The following is a 16,399-nucleotide window of genomic DNA, read 5'->3' as shown; positions in this document are numbered from 1 at the left end:
CGTCAGAATTCCTTGAGTGCTTGGTAGGCGGCGCGGTAGCGGGCGTGGCCCTCGTCGAAGGCCGCCGTGAGAGAGGTGTCGGGCTCGATCGTGCGGGCCACGGGCGGCTGTGTCGCCGCCTCGGCGCCCGCTCCGGTGGCTGCCATCAGGCCCAGCCGGGCGGCGCCGAAGGCCGCGCCGAAGTCGCCTGCGGCCGGAACGTCGAGCGGCGTGTCGAGCGCGGTCGCCAGGCAGGCCAGCCAGTAGTCCGAGCGGGAACCGCCGCCCAACGCCAGCGCGCGGTCGATCTTCGTCCCGGTCGCCGCCAGCGCGTCGCGGCAGTCGCGGAAGGCGAAGGCGACGCCCTCCAGAACGGCGCGCGTGCCGGCCTCGGTATCCGTGGAGTGGTCGAGCGCGACGAAGGCGCCCCGCACCGAGGCGTCGTTGTGGGGCGTCCGCTCTCCGCCGAGATAGGGCAGGAACAGCGTGCGGCGGGGCGCCTGCAACTTGCCGAGCGCGTTCGTCAACTCGGCTGGCTGTTGTCCGGTGAAGCGGCCCAGCCAGTTCAGGGTGTCGGTCGCCGCCAGGATCACGCCCATCTGGTGCCAGGTGCCGGGCAGGGCGTGGCAGAACGTGTGCACCGCGGTCGCCGGGTCAGGGCGGTAGCCGTCGTTGGCGGCGAACAGCACGCCCGAGGTGCCCAGCGACAGGAAGGCCTGCCCGTCATGCACCGCCCCCGCGCCGATGGCCGAGGCCGCGTTGTCGCCGCCGCCGCCCGCGACGACGACGCCGTCGGACAGCCTCCAACGCCGCGCCAGTTCGCCCCGCAGGATGCCCGAGACCTCGGAGCCCTCGACCAGCCGGGGCATGTTGTCCCGCGTCAGGCCGCTGGCCTTGAGCAGCGCGTCGGACCAGTCCCGCTTGCCGGTGTCGAGCCAGCTTGTCCCGGCCGCGTCCGACATCTCGGCCACGTGCTCGCCCGTCAGCCACAGCCGCAGATAGTCCTTGGGCAGAAGCACCTTGGCGATCTTGTCGTAAAGCTTGGGCTCGTTCCGGCGGACCCATTCGACCTTGGGTGCGGTGAAGCCGGGAAAGACGATGTTGCCGGTGATCTCGCGCCACTGCGGGTCGGCGTCCATCTCGGCGGCCTCGGCATGGCTGCGGGTGTCGTTCCACAGGATGCACGGGCGCAGCACGTCGTCGGCGGCATCGAGCAGGGTCGCGCCGTGCATGTGCCCCGACAGGCCGATGCCCCTCACCGCCGACAGGTCGTGTTTCGCGGCGAGCGCGTCCATCACGGCCTCGGCCGCGCCGATCCAGTCGGCGGGGGTCTGTTCCGACCAGCCGCCGTGGGGGCGGCTGACCGTGAGGGGCGCGCTGGCCTCGCCGACGATGCTCTGGTCATCGTCGATCAACAGGCCCTTCAGCCCGGAGGTGCCGAGGTCCAGACCCAGATACATCAGGCGGCCTTCTCGGGTTGCTTGCCCAGGATGATCATGCCCAGCAGGTCGTCCTCGGTCACCTCGTCCACGTGGACGGTGCCGACGAGCTGCCCGTTCTTCATCACGCTGGCCCGGTCGCAGAGCGCCTTCACCTGATGGATGTCGTGGTCGATCAGGAAGATGCCCAGACCCTGGCGCTTGAGCTCGTCGATCAGCTCGGCGACCATCTTGGTTTCCTGCGGACCGAGCGCGGCGGTGGGTTCGTCCATGATCAGGATCTTGGCGTTGAAATAGACCGCGCGCGCGATCGCCACCGATTGCCGCTGCCCGCCCGAGAGCGAGGCGACGGGCGTGGTGAAGTTCTTGAAGTTGGGGTTGAGCCGACCCATGATCTTCCGCGTCTCGGCCTCCATCGCGGCATCGTTGACGAAGCCCATCGGCGTCGTCAGTTCGCGCCCGAGAAAGAGGTTCGAGGCCGCGTCGAGGTTGTCGGCCAGAGCGAGCGTCTGGTAGATCGTCTCGATGTTGTAGCGGCGGGCGTCGCGGGGGTTGTTGATCGTCGCCTTCTCTCCGTTCACGTAGATCTCGCCGCCGTCGGCCTGGTAGGCGCCCGACAGGCACTTGATCAGCGTGGACTTGCCCGCGCCGTTGTGGCCCAGCAGGCCGACGACTTCGCCGGGATAGAGATCGACGCTGACGTGATCGACGGCCTTGACCCCGCCGAAGGCGACCGAGATGTCGCGCATCTCGACCAGGGGCGTGCCGTCGCGGCGCACTTCGGTTGCCATCACTTCGCTCCTGTCCGCTTGCGGTAGATGATGTCGATGAGCACGGCGAGCACGAGAACGCTGCCCACGACGATGTTCTGGAAGGGGGCATCGACGCCGACCATGGCCATGCCCGATTGCAGCGACTGCATGATCAGCGCGCCGAGGATGGCTCCGTATATCGTGCCGATCCCGCCCGAGAGCGCGGTGCCGCCGATGACGGCCGCCGCGATCACGCGGAGTTCGTCCAGGGTGCCGATGTCGTTGGAGTGGAACGACAGGCGAGCCGAGGCGACGAGGCCGGCGACGGCGCAGAGCGCGCCCATGATCGCGAAGACCTTGACCGTCAGAAGGCGGGTGTTGATGCCCGACAGCTCGGCCGCGTCGGGGTTGCCGCCGGTTGCGAAGATATAGCGCCCGAGCCGCGTGCGCCGGGCCACCAGCGTCATCACGATGGCGATGCCGATCAGCAGCAGGACCGAGATCGGAAGGCCGTAGCCCTCGGTATAGCCCTCGGGCATGACCGCGCCGCGGGCCTCGAACATCCGCTCGAGCCGGTTCTCCGGGATGTCATAGGAGTTCAGCAGCCAGATGAAGCCCAGGATCGCGACGGCGTAGATCGCGGCCAGCAGCGCCTCGGCCCAGAGCGGCTTGACCGGGAAGTCGTGGGTGATCTTCGAGCGGCGGCCCTGCCACTGCGAGAACAGCGCGAAGGCCAGCGCGACGATGCCGAAGATCCAGCTCCAGGTTTCGCCCAGCGTGCCGCCGATGCCGCCGAAGATGACGAAGCTGTCGTCGAGCGGCCCAATGGTCTGGCCGTTGGTCAGGTACCACGCGACGTTGCGCCAGACGAGCAGGCCGCCCAGCGTCACGATGAAGGCCGGAATGCCGAGGTAGCCGACGAGCCAGCCCTGGAAGCCGCCGATCAGGCAGCCGGCGATCAGGCCTACGATGATCGCGCCGGGGGCGATGGCCCAGTGGCCGAGCCCGAGGCCCAGCCAGTCGGGCAGCACCACGGTCTGCGTCATCGCCATGATGGCCGAGCAGGTGGCCAGCAGCGAGCCCACGGACAGGTCGATGTGGCGGGTGACGATGATGAAGACCATGCCGGTGGCCATGATGGCGACCGAGACGGTCTGGATCGTCAGGTTGAAGATGTTTCGCGGCGTGAGGAAGCGGCCGTCGGTGAGGACGTTGAACGCGATGCAGACGAGGATGAACGCGCCGATCATCCCCAGAAGCCTCGTGTCCAGCTCCAGCGTGTCCAGCAGCTTGCGCTTCTGCGGCGTCGACGTCTGGGAGACGGTATCGGTCATCGGGCGTTCCGGATGTCAGAAGGAGGGGAGGGGTCCGCGATGGACCGAAGGCGCAGCCCCGGCCGATGCCGGGACTGCGCGGTGATCTGGCGTGGCCTCAGTTACAGGGGGCCGGGCCGTTCTCGACGCCCTGGCAGAGCGCTTCCTGACTGATCCAGCCGGCGTCCACGACGACCTCGAGGTTGTCCTGCGTGATCGGAACCGGCTCGAGGAATTCGGCCCAGACGGTGGTGCCGGCGGGCGAGGTCCACTCCTCGGCACCCTCGATCTCGGACATCTCGGTGCCCTGGGCGAGCTGCACGGCGATGTTGCCGGCCTCGCGTCCCAGATCGCGGCTGTCCTTCCAGACCGAAACCGTCTGCGTGCCCTGCGCGATGCGGTTGAGCGCGGCGTGGTCGGCGTCCTGGCCCGAGACAGGGATGCCGTCCATGCCCTGCGCGGTCAGCGCCGCCACGGCGCCGCCGGCGGTGCCGTCGTTCGAGGCGACGACGGCGTCCACGTCGTTGCCCTGCGCGGTCAGGATCTGCTCCATGTTGCGCTGCGCGTTCGCCGGGAGCCAGCCGTCGGTGTAGGCTTCGCCGACGATGGTGATGTCACCGGCGTCGATGGCGTCCTGGAGCACTTCCTGCTGGCCGCCGCGGAGGAAGTCCGCGTTCGGGTCGGTGGGCGAGCCCTTGATCATCACGTAGTTGCCGGTGGGCTGCTCTTCGAGGATGGCGCGGGCCTGCATCCGGCCGACCTCGACGTTGTCGAAGGTCAGGTAGAAGGCGCGCGGGTCCTCGATCAGTCGGTCGTAGCCCACCACCGGGATGCCTTCGTCCGCGGCGCGCTGCACGGCGGGGATGATGGCCTGGCTGTCCTGCGCGAGGATGATCAGCGCGTCGGCGCCCTGGGCGATCAGCGACTCGATGTCGGACAGCTGCTTCGACGACGACGACTGCGCGTCGGCCGAAATGTACTCTGCGCCGGCTTCCTCCAGCGCGGACTGGATCGCGGCTTCGTCCGTCTTCCAGCGCTCTTCCTGGAAGTTCGACCAGCTGACGCCGACGGTGATCGGGTCGTCCTGCGCGAACGCCACGGACGTGAGGCTGGTGGACAGCGCGGCCGCTGCCATGAGTGTCAGACGCATGGGTATCCTCCCCCTAAAGCTGCCGCCGCACGCCGGCGGCACACAGTTACAAGTGCATGCGGGACAATGCCGTTAATTAATTCAGCTGTCAAAATAAAAAACTTCCCAATCATTGCACAACTTTTTACCTTCTGCGCGAGGAGGACGGAATCCTGCCGCCCAGCCGGGCAGGTCCGGGATTTCGAGCAGGGATTGGTATGGCGGACGAACTAATTGACCTCGTCACTGATTCGGAGCCGGCTGTCGGGTGCGGTCCGCTCAGCCCGCAGCGCGCCGCGGGCGATGCGGCGCCCTTGCGCCAGCAGGTGTTCGACTGCGTGCGCGCCCAGGGCCGGCTGTCGCGGGCCGACGTGGCGCGGTGCCTGGGCGTCAGCCCCGGTTCGGTCACCGCCGCGACCGGTGAGCTGATCGCGGCCGGCTACCTCGAGGAGGTCGAGCCGCCGCGCGAGAGCGAGGGCGGACGAGGCCGGCCCCCGGTGTCGCTGGCGGTCCGGCCGCAGGCGGGGTTCGTGGCCGGCATCAAGGTGTCGAGCACGGCGCACACGGCGGTGATCCACGACTTCGCGGGGCGGGCGGTGGCCGACGTGTCGGTGCCCGCCGCCGCCGCGCGCCTGACGCTCGATCAGACGCTGGAGCAGACGGCGCGGTTGCTGGACGACGTGCTGGCAAAGGCCGGGCTGCCGCGCGAACGCATCCTGGCGGTGGGGCTGGGCGTGCCGGGCTTCATCGAAAGCGACCACGGGATCGTGCTGTGGTCGCCGCTGATCGACGGCGCGAACCTGCCCCTGCGGGAGGCGGCACAGGCGCGGCTGGGCCTGCCGGTGACCATCGACAACGACGCCAACCTGGTGACGCTGGCCGAGCTGTGGTTCGGCGACGGGCGCGGCGTGGGCAACTTCGCCGTCGTCACCATCGAGCACGGCGTGGGCATGGGGCTGGTGCTGAACAACAGGCTCTATCGCGGGGCGCGCGGGCTGGGGACCGAGCTGGGCCACACCAAGGTGCACCTGGACGGCGCTCTGTGCCGCTGCGGGCAGCGCGGTTGCCTGGAGGCTTACGTCGCCGACTACGCGCTGGTGCGCGAGGCCTCGACCGCGCTGGACTGGGTGCAGGCGACGAACACGCCGCCGGCGGTGCTGCTGGAGACGCTGTACGACCACGCCAAGGGGGGGAACGTCGCGGCTCGGTCGATCTTCAAGCGTGCGGGGCGATACCTGGCGCTGGGGCTTGCCAACGTGGTGAACCTGTTCGATCCCGAGCTGGTGATCCTGTCGGGGGAGCGGATGCGTTACGACTATCTTTACGCGGACGAGGTATTGGCAGAGATGCAGGCGACGGCGATCCAGATCGACCGGCCCGCCCCGCGGGTCGAGATCCACGCCTGGGGCGACCTGATCTGGGCGCGCGGGGCGGCGGCGCTGGCGCTGTCGCAGGTCACGGCCGAGCGGCTGGGCCCCGCCGGCCTGGTGGCGGCGCAATGAGGGCGGCGCTGGTCCTGTCGCTGGCGGCGTCTCCGGCGCTGGCCGGAGAGCCGGTGTTCGTGGATCGCTCGGCCGACCTGCCGGTGGAGCACGTCTATTCCGGCGGATGGGAGCACTTCGTCGGCGGCGGTGTAGCGGTGATGGACTGCGACGACAACGGCTACTCCGACCTCTTCGTGGCGGGCGGAGAGGGGCCCGCGCGGCTGTTCGTGAACGCGACCGATGCGCCGGGCGGAGCGCTGCGTTTTACGCTCGGGGACGGCGTGGCGCCGCTGACCGGGGTGACGGGCGCCTATCCGCTCGACATCGACGGCGACGGGCTGCTGGACCTCGCCGTGCTGCGGGTCGGGGCGAACATGCTGCTGCGCGGGCAGGGGGCGTGCCGGTTCGATGATGCCTCGGATGAATGGGGCTTCGACGGCGGCGACGCCTGGTCGATCTCTTTCGCCGCGACGTGGGAGGCGGAGGAGGCGTTCCCGACCCTGGCCATCGGCAACTACGTGGACCGTGACGACCCGGAGGGGCCGTTCGGCACCTGCGACGGAAACGCGCTGCACCGGCCCGAGGGGCGGCGGTACGCTGCGCCGGTGACGCTGGAGCCGGGCTTCTGCGCCCTGTCGATGCTGTTCACCGACTGGACGCGCAGCGGCACGCAGGACCTGCGGGTGTCGAATGACCGGCACTATTACGTGCGCGGCGGGGCCGAGCAGATGTGGCGGCTCTATCCCCTGCGGCTGCTGGGCGAAAGCGACGGCTGGCCCGAGGTGTCGCTGTGGGGCATGGGCATCGCGAGCCGCGACATCACCGGGGACGGCTGGCCCGAGGTGATGACGACCTCCATGGGCGACCAGCTTCTGCAACTGGCCGAGCCGGGCGGCGGCTATCGCAACGCGCCGTTCTCGATCGGGACCTACGCGCACCGGCCGTTCCTGGGGGATGACGGGCGGCCCTCGACCGGCTGGCATGCGCAGTTCGGCGACGTGGACAACGACGGCCGCGACGACCTGTTCATCGCCAAGGGCAACGTCGACCAGATGCCCTCGAACGCGGCGAAGGACCCCAACAACCTGCTAATGCAGGCGCCGGACGGGACCTTTTCCGAGGCGGCGGAGGGGGCCGGAGTGGCCAGCGTGGCGCGCAGCCGGGGCGGGGCGCTCGCCGACCTGAACCGCGACGGACGGCTGGACCTGGTGGTCGTGAACCGCCGCGCGCCGCTGGAGGTATACGAGAACGCCACCGCCGCCGGAAACTGGCTGGCGGTGGAGCTTGCCTCGCCTGGGGCGAACCCGCGCGGCGTGGGCTGGTGGATCGAGCTGCGGCTGCCGGACGGCCGGGTGATGACCCGCGAGGTCACGGTCGGCGGTGGCCATGCCGGCGGACAGGCGGTGCCGCATCATTTCGGGCTGGGCGAGGCGACACGGGCCGAGCTGCGCGTGCTCCGGCCCGGCGGCAAGGCGGGCCCGTGGCAGGCGGTCGAGGCGAACCGGGTGGTGACGCTGCCGCTGCCGGGGCGACGGTGTCGCACTGACGGCCCGGCGGGTGGGGCGAAGTCAAGGAGCGAGGCCTGTCGTCGGTAACGCGCCGATCTGAGGGCAGGGCCCGCCCGTTGGGGGCGGCCGGGCGCTGCCCGGGCCAGAGGCCCGGGCGGGGGAGTGGCGTGAAGCGTGCGTTCGCAGGAGAGCGGTGCTGACGGCGGAGGGCGGTTCGGCGCGTCTTCTGCGGCTCCGCGATGCGGGGCGCGTCAGGATGCTTCCGGCCCGCCCGGCTACCGATCCACCGGCAGGCCGCTGGGGACCTCGTCGGGCACGCCGAGGCGACCTTCGAGCGCGACGGGATCTGAGAGGGTTTCGAGGAAGGCGACGAGGTCGGCGACGTCGGTTTCGCTCAGCTTCACCGGTGCGGTGGTGACGGCGGCGAGGATCGCGGCGCGCTCGCCGGGGTCGCTCCACAACTCGAAATCCGCGCCGTCGCCGATGCCGGGGGGCAGGCCGACCGCGCGCAGATTGAAGGTCGTGCCTGCCGGGTCGGCGTGGTGGGCGACGAAGGCGGCGAGGTCGGAGAATGCTCCGGTGTGGCCGTAGGGCGCGGTGTCGGCCACGTTGCGCAGCGACGGGGTGCGGAAGCGGTAGGCGTCCTCCTCGCGGCCCGTCACGCGCATCCGGCCGACGTCGCGCTGGTGCGTCTCGAAGCGGGCGGCCTTGCCGGGGCCGATCTGCGGCACGCCCATGGCGTGGAAGTCGTGGTCGGTGAGGAACGGGCCGGAATGGCAGGCGCCGCAGCCGGCGTCACCGTAGAACAGCTCCATCCCCCGCAGCGCGGCGCCGGTCAGGGACGCGTCGCCGCGCAGGTGGGCGTCGAAGGGGCTGTCGTCGCTGCGCCATTCCCAGGCCATGAAGGCGGCGATGGCGTTGGAGATGTCGGTGAAATCGACGGGGCGGCCCGCGGCGATGTCGGGATACACCGCCTCGAACCGCTGGCGGTAGGCGTCGATGTCCGAGACGCGCTGCGCCAGCCGGTCCCATGCACCGCCCGGGCCGGTGATGAAGCCCTGCCGCGCGGCCTGCGCCACGTCGTTTTCGGAGTAGTGGCCCGCCATCTCGTCCTGGCTGAGGACCGGGAACATGGTCTGCGCGGACAGAAGGCCCGAGAAGCCGGCGAGCATCTCGTCCTCCATGGGCGTGCGCATGCCGGAGGGGCGGGAGGCGTCGACCTCGACCCGGCCGTCGGCGAAGAGGCGCGTGAACTCGTGCGCGCCGAGGTTGAAGAGGGCGGGGGCGTTGCGCGGCACCCGCTCTTCGGGGGCGTTGGCCGCATCGACGGTGCGTTCGGGGCCAAGGCCCGTGCCGCCTTCGCCGATGCCCAGCGGCAGCCCGTCCGAGGTGCCGAAGCGGGGGTGGTGGCAGGTGGCGCAGGAGATGTTGCGGTTGCCCGAAAGGACGGGGTCGTAGAACAGAAGCTGGCCCAGCTTGGCCTCGTCCCGCGCCACGTCGATGTACATGTCGTCGGTCACCGGCGGCGGCAGATCGCCCGCCGCCGCGCCGGTGCCGCAGGCAGTCAGCGCCAGTGCAATGGCCGTGCGTATGCTCATCCCGAAGCCTCCCCTTGGATGCGCAGCATCGCGCGGGGAGGGGGCGGGTGCAACGGGTCAGACGGCCAGGCTGTGGCCGGTGGGGCTGACCGCGTAGGCGTCGAGCGCGCGAGCGATGACGCGGGTGAGCGGACGGACGTCCGGCGGGATGCGCACCCGACCCGCCTCGTGGTCGAGCAGGCCGGGGAAGGCGCGCGGCAGTTCGGCCAGCAGGGCGGCGAAGCGCGACTCCGGCAGACCGGTGCGCCGGGCCAGGCGGGTGGCGTCGGCGGCGAAATCGCACATCAGCGCCTCGATGGCCGCGCCGCGCAGGCGATCCTCGTCCGAGAAGGCGTGCCCGCGTGCCGTGGCGAAGCCGCCGTCCCGCACAAGCGCCTGGTAATCCGAGGTCGCGGGCGCGTTCTGAGCGTAGCCTTGCGGGAAGCGCGAGATGGCGGAAGCGCCGAGGCCGATCAGCACCTGCGCGTCGTCGTCGGTGTAGCCCTGGAAGTTGCGGCGCAGCGTGCCTTTGCGCCGCGCGATGTCGAGCCCGTCGCCGGGCCGGGCGAAATGGTCGATGCCGATCTCGCCGTAGCCGTCCCAGAGGAAGAGCTGGCGGGCGGTGCGGAACAGCTCGAACCGCTGCTGCGGGGTGGGCAGCGCGTCGGTGGGGATGACCGACTGCCGCCGCGCCATCCACGGCACGTGGGCGTAGCCGAAGAGCGCGACCCGGTCGGGCGAGAGCGACAGAAGTTTCTGCACGCTGTCGGCGATGCGGGCGGGCGTCTGGTGCGGCAGGCCATAGAGGATGTCGGCGTTCAGGCTCGCCACACCGCGTGCCCGCAGTCCGTCGACGGCGGTCAGCGTGGCCTCGTAGCTTTGCAGCCGGCCGATCGTCTCCTGGATCTCGGGGTCGAAGTCCTGCACCCCGACCGAAGCGCGGGTGAGCCCGGCCTCGGCCAGCGCGTCGAGCCGAGGGGCGCCGATCTCGTTCGGATCGATCTCGACCGAGACCTCGCTGCCGGGCGCGCGCGGCACGACCGCATAGATCGCGCCGGTCAGGCGGCGAATCTGGTCGGGATCGAGCAGCGTGGGCGTGCCGCCGCCCAAGTGAAGCCGCGACAGAGTGACGCCCGCCGGCAGGATTTCGCCCAGAAGCGCAAGCTCGGCCTCGAGACTGTCGAGGTAGCCGGCGAGCGGCGCGCCGGTAGCGGTTCCTTGCGTGCGGCAGGCGCAGAACCAGCACAGGCGCCTGCAGAACGGTATATGCACGTACAAAGATATCCGTGCGCCCTCGGGAACGGCGCCGATCCATGCGCACAGGTCGTCCGCGTTGACGCGGCCGGAGAAGTGCGGCGCGGTGGGATAGCTGGTGTAGCGGGGCACGCGCGCGTCGAAGAGCCCGAGCGCGGTCAGTTGCGAAAGCACGGTCATGCGCATACCCTTGAACGCGACTGAACGCCCGCTCCTTGACCTGCATCAAAAGTGACCCATGGCCGAACTCGTTTTCGACGCAAATGATTGTGCCGCCTGCCCGATCCGCCACAGGGCAGTCTGCGCTCGCTGCGAGCCCGACGAACTGGAGCGGCTCGAGGAGATCAAGTACTACCGGCACTTCGAGTCCGGCCAACACATCGTGTGGGGCGGCGACCAGATGGATTTCGTCGCTTCGGTGGTCTCCGGCATCGCCACGCTGAGCCAGGCGATGGAAGACGGGCGTACGCAGATGGTGGGCCTGCTCCTGCCGTCGGACTTCCTGGGGCGTCCGGGGCGGAAAGAGGCGGCCTATGACGTCACCGCCGTGTCCGACGTGACGCTGTGCTGCTTCCGCCGGAAGCCCTTCGAGCAGCTGATCGAGACGACGCCGCACGTGGCGCAGCGCCTGCTCGAGATGACGCTGGACGAACTGGACGCGGCGCGCGAGTGGATGCTGATCCTGGGGCGCAAGACCGCGCGCGAGAAGATCGCGAGCCTGATGGCCATCATCGCGCGGCGCGAGGCGGCGCTCAGGATGTCGAAGGCCGCCAACGGCGCCCGCTTCGAACTGCCGCTGACGCGCGAGGCGATGGCCGATTACCTGGGACTCACGATCGAGACGGTGAGCCGCCAGATCTCGGCGCTCAAGCGCGACAACGTCATCGCGCTCGAGGGCAAGCGCAAGGTCCTGGTCCCCGACTTCAACCGTCTGCTGGCCGAAACCGGGGACGACGCCGATGGCGGCCTGCTGATCTGAGCCGCTGGGGCGTGGGTCAGTGCGCCATCAGCACCGGCAGGTCCGCCTGTTCCAGCATGTGGCGGGTCGCACCGCCCAGGATCGATTCGCGGAAGCGCGAGTGTCCGTAGGCCCCCATGACGATCATGTCGGCCTCGGTGTCGCGGGCGGCGCGGATCAGCACGTCCGAGACGCGCGGCATCGTGCGGGCCAGCACCGAAACCTCGGTCTTCACGCCGTGGCGCACCAGCATCTGGCATAGCGGACCGCCCGGGTCCGACCGCTCGGGGCCGTGCGCGGGCGGATCGACGAGCGTGACGGTCACCCGGTCCGCCTGTTGCAGGAAGGGCAGGGCGCGGCGCGCGGCGACAAGCGCCTCGGCGCTTTCGTCCCAGGCCACGAGCACGTTGCGAGGCGACACGTTCATCGTCTGCGCGGGCGGCACCACGAGGACGGGGGCGCGCCCGCCGAACAGGGCGGCCTCGGCGACGGCGACATCCTCGGCGCCGCGGTCTTCGCCGTAGGGGCGGGGCAGCATGACGAGATCGGCATACCGCGACTCCTGCGCCACCAGCGCCGCGACGGTTTCAAGCTGGGCGACGGCGGGCGCGGCTTCCCAGGCGATCATCTCGGCCTTGAGGCGGGTGCGCACGGCGGTCTCGGCCTCCTGCGCCTCGTCCTTGGCCTGGTCGAGGTTGTGCTTGAGTGCCATGGCGTTGGCACCGGCATAGTAGACGCCGGGATGTGTCCGGTCGAGCCCGAGGCAGAGCACCTTGAGGTGGGCGTCGCGGGCCGAGGCCATGGCGGCCGACGCCTCAAGCGCCTGGGCATCCGCACCGGGGTCCTTCACCACGGTGAGAATCGATTTCACGGACATTTCAGCTTCTCCTGACATTCGGACTGCACGTTCAAGCGTGCGCCGAACGGGCCACACCCCGCCTTGATGCAGGTCAACGGGATAGGCGGGGACCCTTGATGTGGATCAAGGTGCGGCCCGGCCGGCACGGGCACATAGGCGCCGTCGAGATCTGCGCGGCGGCCGGCCGCTGGACGCACGTGCGGAGAAATAAGGGGACAACGAAACCATGTGGGATTACGTCAAGCTGCTCGCGCTGGGCTTGATCGCGGTTCTGGCGGCCATCGCTGCCAACTATGCCCGCGATCCGGCCTACCTCGTGCACGCGCTCATCATCATGTTCATCGCGGCGGGGATGTTCGTCTGGACACTGCGCAACACGGAGGAACCGAAACCTGCCGCGGCCGCGCCCGTCGGCTATAACGACGGGGTGGTGCGCGCGGGCGTGATCGCCACCGCGGGCTGGGGCGTCGTGGGCTTCCTCGTCGGCGTCTTCATCGCCTTCCAGCTGGCCTATCCGCAGCTTAACTTCGACTGGGCCGAGGGCTATGCAAACTTCGGGCGTCTGCGTCCGCTGCACACCTCGGCCGTGATCTTCGCCTTCGGCGGCAACGCGCTTCTGTGCACCTCGTTCTACGTGGTCCAGCGTACCAGCGCGGCGCGGCTTTGGGGCGGCAACCTGTCGTGGTTCGTGTTCTGGGGCTACAACCTTTTCATCGTGCTGGCCGCGACCGGTTACCTGCTGGGCGCGACGCAGTCGAAGGAATACGCCGAGCCGGAATGGTACGTGGACTGGTGGCTGACCATCGTCTGGGTCGCCTACTTGGCCGTGTTCCTCGGCACGATCATCAAGCGCAAAGAGCCCCACATCTACGTTGCGAACTGGTTCTACCTGTCGTTCATCGTGACCGTGGCGATGCTGCACATCGTCAACAACCTGGCGCTCCCGGTTTCGATCTGGGGGTCGAAGTCGGTGCAGGTTTTCGCCGGCGTGCAGGACGCGATGACCCAGTGGTGGTACGGCCACAACGCGGTGGGCTTCTTCCTGACCGCGGGTTTCCTGGGGATGATGTATTACTTCGTGCCCAAGCAGGCCGAGCGGCCGGTCTACAGCTACAAGCTGTCGATCATCCACTTCTGGGCGCTGATCTTCCTCTACATCTGGGCGGGTCCGCACCACCTGCACTACACCGCGCTGCCCGACTGGGCCTCGACCTTGGGCATGGTGTTCTCGGTCATCCTGTGGATGCCGTCGTGGGGTGGCATGATCAACGGTCTGATGACCCTGTCGGGGGCCTGGGACAAGCTGCGCACCGACCCGATTATCCGCATGATGGTCGTCTCGATCGGCTTCTACGGCATGTCGACCTTCGAAGGCCCGATGATGTCGATCCGCGCGGTCAACTCGCTGAGCCACTACACCGACTGGACCATCGGTCACGTTCACTCCGGCGCTCTGGGCTGGAACGGCATGATCACCTTCGGTGCGCTCTACTTCCTGACCCCGCGCCTGTGGAACCGCGAGCGGCTGTACAGCCTGTCGCTGGTCAATTGGCACTTCTGGCTCGCGACGATCGGCATCGTTCTCTACGCCGCGTCGATGTGGGTGACCGGCATCATGGAAGGCCTGATGTGGCGCGAGGTCGACGCCAACGGCTTCCTGGTCAACAGCTTCGCCGACACCGTCAGCGCCAAGTTCCCGATGTACGTGGTCCGCGCGCTGGGCGGCGTGCTCTACCTGACCGGCGGGATCATCATGTGCTACAACCTCTGGATGACCGTGCGCAGCGCGCCTGCAAAGCAGACCGCGCCCGCTGCCATGGCTCCGGCCGAATAAGGAGGGTCGGAGGATGACCGACTATGAACGCAAGGACATCCCGGGTCCGGACGAGGACCCGAAGGTGAGCCAGCTGAAGGACGCGCCGGGGGAGGTTCCCAACGAACTTCCCCACCACTCGAAGTTCATCGACAAGCACAAGATCCTCGAGAAGAACGCGACCCTGCTTCTGGTCTTCTCGTTCCTCGTGGTGACCATCGGCGGCATCGTCGAGATCGCGCCGCTGTTCTATCTCGAGAACACGGTCGAGGAGGTCGAGGGCGTGCGGCCGTACTCGCCGCTGGAACTGGCGGGGCGCGAAATCTACGTCCGCGAGGGCTGCTATGTCTGCCACAGCCAGATGATCCGGCCCATGCGGGACGAGGTCGAGCGCTATGGCCATTACAGCCTGGCGGCCGAGTCGATGTACGACCACCCGTTCCAGTGGGGCTCGAAGCGGACGGGCCCCGATCTTGCCCGCGTCGGCGGCCGCTACTCGGACGAGTGGCACGTGGATCACTTCATCGACCCGCAATCAGTGGTGCCCGAGTCGGTGATGCCGAACTACGCGTTCCTTCTGGATCGCCGGGTCGATCCGCAGCAGACCGCCGAGGTGGTGGCCACGCACGCTGCGGTCGGTGTCCCTTATACCGAGGAGATGCTGGAGGTCGCGGCGCAGGACGTGCTCACGCAGGTGGACCCGTTCGGCGACGTGGACGCTCTTCTCGAACGCTATCCGGGAGCGCAGGTGCGCAACTTCGACGGCCAGCCCGGCGTGTCCGAGATGGACGCCCTGATCGCCTATCTCCAGATGCTCGGCACGCTGGTCGATTTCTCGACCTTCGAAGCCGACGCCAGCCGGTAAGGAGCCAGCGATGAACTATCACATCCTGCGCGAGATCGCGGACAGCTGGGTGCTTCTGGCGCTCGTGCTGTTCTTCCTCGGGACCATCGCCTGGGCGTTCCGCCCGGGCAGCCGGGGCACACACCAGGACGCGGGCAACGTCCCGTTCCGCCACGAGGACGCGCCGAAGCCGGACTGCCGCACCTGCGAAAACTGCACCTGCGACGTCCCGCCCGCCTTTGTGAAAGAGGTGCGCAAATGAGCACGCAGAACGACAAGAAGAACGAGCACGACGTCGAGACGACGGGTCATTCCTGGGACGGGATCGAGGAATACAACAACCCGCTTCCCCGCTGGTGGCTGTGGACCTTCTACGCCACCATTGTCTGGGGCGTGCTCTACACCATCGCCTATCCCGCCTGGCCGTTGATCTCCGAGGCCACGCCGGGGCTCCTGGGCTTCTCGACCCGCGAGCAGGTGCAGCGCGACATCGCCGCCGTGGACGAGGCGAACGCCGCCATCGTCGAGGAACTGGCGCAGGTCGAGCTCGCCTCGCTGTCGCAGGACCCCGAGTTGCAGACCTTCGCGGTCAACGCTGGCGCGGCGGTCTTCCGCAACAACTGCTCGCAGTGCCACGGCTCGGGCGCGGCGGGAGCACCGGGCTACCCCAACCTGCTGGACGACGCCTGGCTCTGGGGCGGCACGATCGACGACATCGCCTTCACGGTCGCTCACGGCATCCGGAACGAGCAGTCGCCGGACGCGCGGTACTCCGAGATGCCGGCCTTCGGCGACATCCTGGAGGATGCGCAGATCGCAGCGGTGGTGCAGCACGTCCGCGCCATCTCGGGGCAGGAGCATGACGCGACGCTGGCCGGGGAAGGCGCGCAGGTGTTCGAAGAGCAGTGCGCGGCCTGCCACGGCGCGGACGGCACAGGCGACAACTTCCTGGGCGCGCCGAACCTGACCGATGCGATCTGGCTTTACGGCGGCGACGTCGACACGCTGACCGAGACGGTGACCTACAGCCGCTTCGGCGTGATGCCGGCCTGGGCCGAGACGTTCCGCGGCCCGCAGGGTCTGACCGAAGCCGAGATCAAGGCGGTGGCGGCCTACGTCCACGGCTTGGGCGGCGGCCAGCAGGTCGAGTGATACCGAGATACCGGGGTCGCGGCCCCGGTTGACCGCGCCGGCTCCGCCTCCTGTTCGCGCAATCGCGGAGCCGGCGCATCCTTCAAGCGCACGAAAAAGGCACCCGTCCGGTCCGGAGGGCGCCTTTCACGTTCGCTTCGCTTTCCGTTTTCGATGTCTCAAGCCGGGCGCACCTGTGCGCGGCGGAACCAACGGCGGATCGGCTTGGGGGCCGGACGCGGCGCGGGCTTCTCGGCGCGGCTGGCGATCATGAAAGTCTGGGCGTAGATGTTGAACATGGCCTCTCTCCTGCCAAAGGGTTGCGATAGCTTGCCATATCGTCTCTCGCTGTGCCTTGC

At 69.0% G+C, this 16,399-nt stretch carries 14 protein-coding genes; 7 read left to right on the top strand and 7 right to left on the bottom strand.

Features of this window, described 5'->3' with window-relative positions:
* Nucleotides 1–2: 2 nt before the first annotated feature.
* The 4 genes from xylB to xylF form a co-directional block, all read right to left on the bottom strand.
* The gene (gene xylB / locus BM162_RS00570; RefSeq protein WP_093416310.1) at nucleotides 3–1,439 is read right to left on the bottom strand and encodes a xylulokinase; all 1,437 of its coding nucleotides are present in this window, start codon (nucleotides 1,437–1,439) and stop codon (nucleotides 3–5) included.
* Nucleotides 1,439–2,209: an ATP-binding cassette domain-containing protein gene (locus BM162_RS00565; RefSeq protein ID WP_093416307.1), complete on the bottom strand. Its 771-nt coding sequence runs from the start codon at nucleotides 2,207–2,209 to the stop codon at nucleotides 1,439–1,441. The genes xylB and BM162_RS00565 overlap by 1 nt, the downstream gene beginning before the upstream one ends.
* On the bottom strand, nucleotides 2,209–3,504 hold the full coding sequence (locus BM162_RS00560; RefSeq protein ID WP_093416304.1) for a sugar ABC transporter permease: 1,296 nt from the start codon (nucleotides 3,502–3,504) through the stop codon (nucleotides 2,209–2,211). Before BM162_RS00560 ends, BM162_RS00565 begins: the two co-directional genes overlap by 1 nt.
* Before the next feature lie 97 nt (nucleotides 3,505–3,601).
* On the bottom strand, nucleotides 3,602–4,633 hold the full coding sequence (xylF, locus tag BM162_RS00555; protein WP_093416301.1) for a D-xylose ABC transporter substrate-binding protein: 1,032 nt from the start codon (nucleotides 4,631–4,633) through the stop codon (nucleotides 3,602–3,604).
* A gap of 197 nt (nucleotides 4,634–4,830) precedes the next feature.
* On the opposite strand from xylF, the gene BM162_RS00550 reads away from it, so the two are divergent.
* A complete protein-coding gene (locus tag BM162_RS00550) occupies nucleotides 4,831–6,114 on the top strand; it encodes an ROK family transcriptional regulator (protein WP_093416299.1) in 1,284 nt (427 codons plus the stop codon).
* The gene (locus BM162_RS00545; protein WP_093416297.1) at nucleotides 6,111–7,691 is read left to right on the top strand and encodes a CRTAC1 family protein; all 1,581 of its coding nucleotides are present in this window, start codon (nucleotides 6,111–6,113) and stop codon (nucleotides 7,689–7,691) included. Before BM162_RS00550 ends, BM162_RS00545 begins: the two co-directional genes overlap by 4 nt.
* 188 nt (nucleotides 7,692–7,879) lie before the next feature.
* On the opposite strand, the gene BM162_RS00540 is transcribed toward BM162_RS00545, so the two are convergent.
* Together BM162_RS00540 and hemN are read right to left on the bottom strand one after the other, a co-directional pair.
* The gene (locus tag BM162_RS00540; protein ID WP_093416296.1) at nucleotides 7,880–9,202 is read right to left on the bottom strand and encodes a cytochrome-c peroxidase; all 1,323 of its coding nucleotides are present in this window, start codon (nucleotides 9,200–9,202) and stop codon (nucleotides 7,880–7,882) included.
* A 57-nt stretch (nucleotides 9,203–9,259) separates the two neighbouring features.
* Nucleotides 9,260–10,615, bottom strand: coding sequence for an oxygen-independent coproporphyrinogen III oxidase (gene hemN, locus BM162_RS00535; RefSeq protein ID WP_093417714.1), 1,356 nt, complete (start codon nucleotides 10,613–10,615; stop codon nucleotides 9,260–9,262).
* 58 nt (nucleotides 10,616–10,673) lie between these two features.
* Between hemN and fnrL the strand changes: the two genes are divergently transcribed.
* The gene (fnrL, locus tag BM162_RS00530; protein WP_093416293.1) at nucleotides 10,674–11,414 is read left to right on the top strand and encodes a transcriptional regulator FnrL; all 741 of its coding nucleotides are present in this window, start codon (nucleotides 10,674–10,676) and stop codon (nucleotides 11,412–11,414) included.
* A gap of 16 nt (nucleotides 11,415–11,430) precedes the next feature.
* Here fnrL and BM162_RS00525 read toward each other — a convergent pair whose 3' ends face one another.
* Nucleotides 11,431–12,270: a universal stress protein gene (locus tag BM162_RS00525; protein WP_093416291.1), complete on the bottom strand. Its 840-nt coding sequence runs from the start codon at nucleotides 12,268–12,270 to the stop codon at nucleotides 11,431–11,433.
* 208 nt (nucleotides 12,271–12,478) lie between these two features.
* Between BM162_RS00525 and ccoN the strand changes: the two genes are divergently transcribed.
* The 4 genes from ccoN to ccoP are packed head-to-tail and all read left to right on the top strand — an operon-like array spanning nucleotide 12,479 to nucleotide 16,061.
* Nucleotides 12,479–14,086 (top strand): cytochrome-c oxidase, cbb3-type subunit I, encoded by a 1,608-nt coding sequence (gene ccoN / locus BM162_RS00520; protein WP_093416288.1) that lies wholly within the window; start codon nucleotides 12,479–12,481, stop codon nucleotides 14,084–14,086.
* A gap of 13 nt (nucleotides 14,087–14,099) precedes the next feature.
* Nucleotides 14,100–14,930, top strand: a complete 831-nt coding sequence (gene ccoO / locus BM162_RS00515) for a cytochrome-c oxidase, cbb3-type subunit II (RefSeq protein WP_093416286.1) — start codon at nucleotides 14,100–14,102, stop codon at nucleotides 14,928–14,930.
* A 10-nt stretch (nucleotides 14,931–14,940) separates the two neighbouring features.
* Nucleotides 14,941–15,171, top strand: a complete 231-nt coding sequence (locus BM162_RS00510; RefSeq protein WP_093416284.1) for a cbb3-type cytochrome oxidase subunit 3 — start codon at nucleotides 14,941–14,943, stop codon at nucleotides 15,169–15,171.
* A complete protein-coding gene (gene ccoP / locus BM162_RS00505; RefSeq protein ID WP_093416282.1) occupies nucleotides 15,168–16,061 on the top strand; it encodes a cytochrome-c oxidase, cbb3-type subunit III in 894 nt (297 codons plus the stop codon). Before BM162_RS00510 ends, ccoP begins: the two co-directional genes overlap by 4 nt.
* Nucleotides 16,062–16,399: the final 338 nt, after the last annotated feature.

The organism is Tranquillimonas alkanivorans, from assembly GCF_900115595.1.
Classification (GTDB): domain Bacteria; phylum Pseudomonadota; class Alphaproteobacteria; order Rhodobacterales; family Rhodobacteraceae; genus Tranquillimonas; species Tranquillimonas alkanivorans.
This window is presented reverse-complemented; position numbering and strand designations above follow the sequence as displayed.

What these genes read in the sequence shown, in the direction of transcription:
- BM162_RS00510 (WP_093416284.1), top strand. Translation starts at nt 14,941, where the DNA reads ATGAACTATCACATCCTGCGCGAGATCGCGGACAGCTGGGTGCTTCTG.
- BM162_RS00565 (WP_093416307.1), bottom strand. Translation starts at nt 2,209, where the DNA reads ATGGCAACCGAAGTGCGCCGCGACGGCACGCCCCTGGTCGAGATGCGC.
- BM162_RS00545 (WP_093416297.1), top strand. Translation starts at nt 6,111, where the DNA reads ATGAGGGCGGCGCTGGTCCTGTCGCTGGCGGCGTCTCCGGCGCTGGCC.
- xylF (WP_093416301.1), bottom strand. Translation starts at nt 4,633, where the DNA reads ATGCGTCTGACACTCATGGCAGCGGCCGCGCTGTCCACCAGCCTCACG.
- BM162_RS00550 (WP_093416299.1), top strand. Translation starts at nt 4,831, where the DNA reads ATGGCGGACGAACTAATTGACCTCGTCACTGATTCGGAGCCGGCTGTC.
- BM162_RS00525 (WP_093416291.1), bottom strand. Translation starts at nt 12,270, where the DNA reads ATGTCCGTGAAATCGATTCTCACCGTGGTGAAGGACCCCGGTGCGGAT.
- ccoN (WP_093416288.1), top strand. Translation starts at nt 12,479, where the DNA reads ATGTGGGATTACGTCAAGCTGCTCGCGCTGGGCTTGATCGCGGTTCTG.
- ccoP (WP_093416282.1), top strand. Translation starts at nt 15,168, where the DNA reads ATGAGCACGCAGAACGACAAGAAGAACGAGCACGACGTCGAGACGACG.
- fnrL (WP_093416293.1), top strand. Translation starts at nt 10,674, where the DNA reads ATGGCCGAACTCGTTTTCGACGCAAATGATTGTGCCGCCTGCCCGATC.
- BM162_RS00560 (WP_093416304.1), bottom strand. Translation starts at nt 3,504, where the DNA reads ATGACCGATACCGTCTCCCAGACGTCGACGCCGCAGAAGCGCAAGCTG.
- BM162_RS00540 (WP_093416296.1), bottom strand. Translation starts at nt 9,202, where the DNA reads ATGAGCATACGCACGGCCATTGCACTGGCGCTGACTGCCTGCGGCACC.
- xylB (WP_093416310.1), bottom strand. Translation starts at nt 1,439, where the DNA reads ATGTATCTGGGTCTGGACCTCGGCACCTCCGGGCTGAAGGGCCTGTTG.
- hemN (WP_093417714.1), bottom strand. Translation starts at nt 10,615, where the DNA reads ATGACCGTGCTTTCGCAACTGACCGCGCTCGGGCTCTTCGACGCGCGC.
- ccoO (WP_093416286.1), top strand. Translation starts at nt 14,100, where the DNA reads ATGACCGACTATGAACGCAAGGACATCCCGGGTCCGGACGAGGACCCG.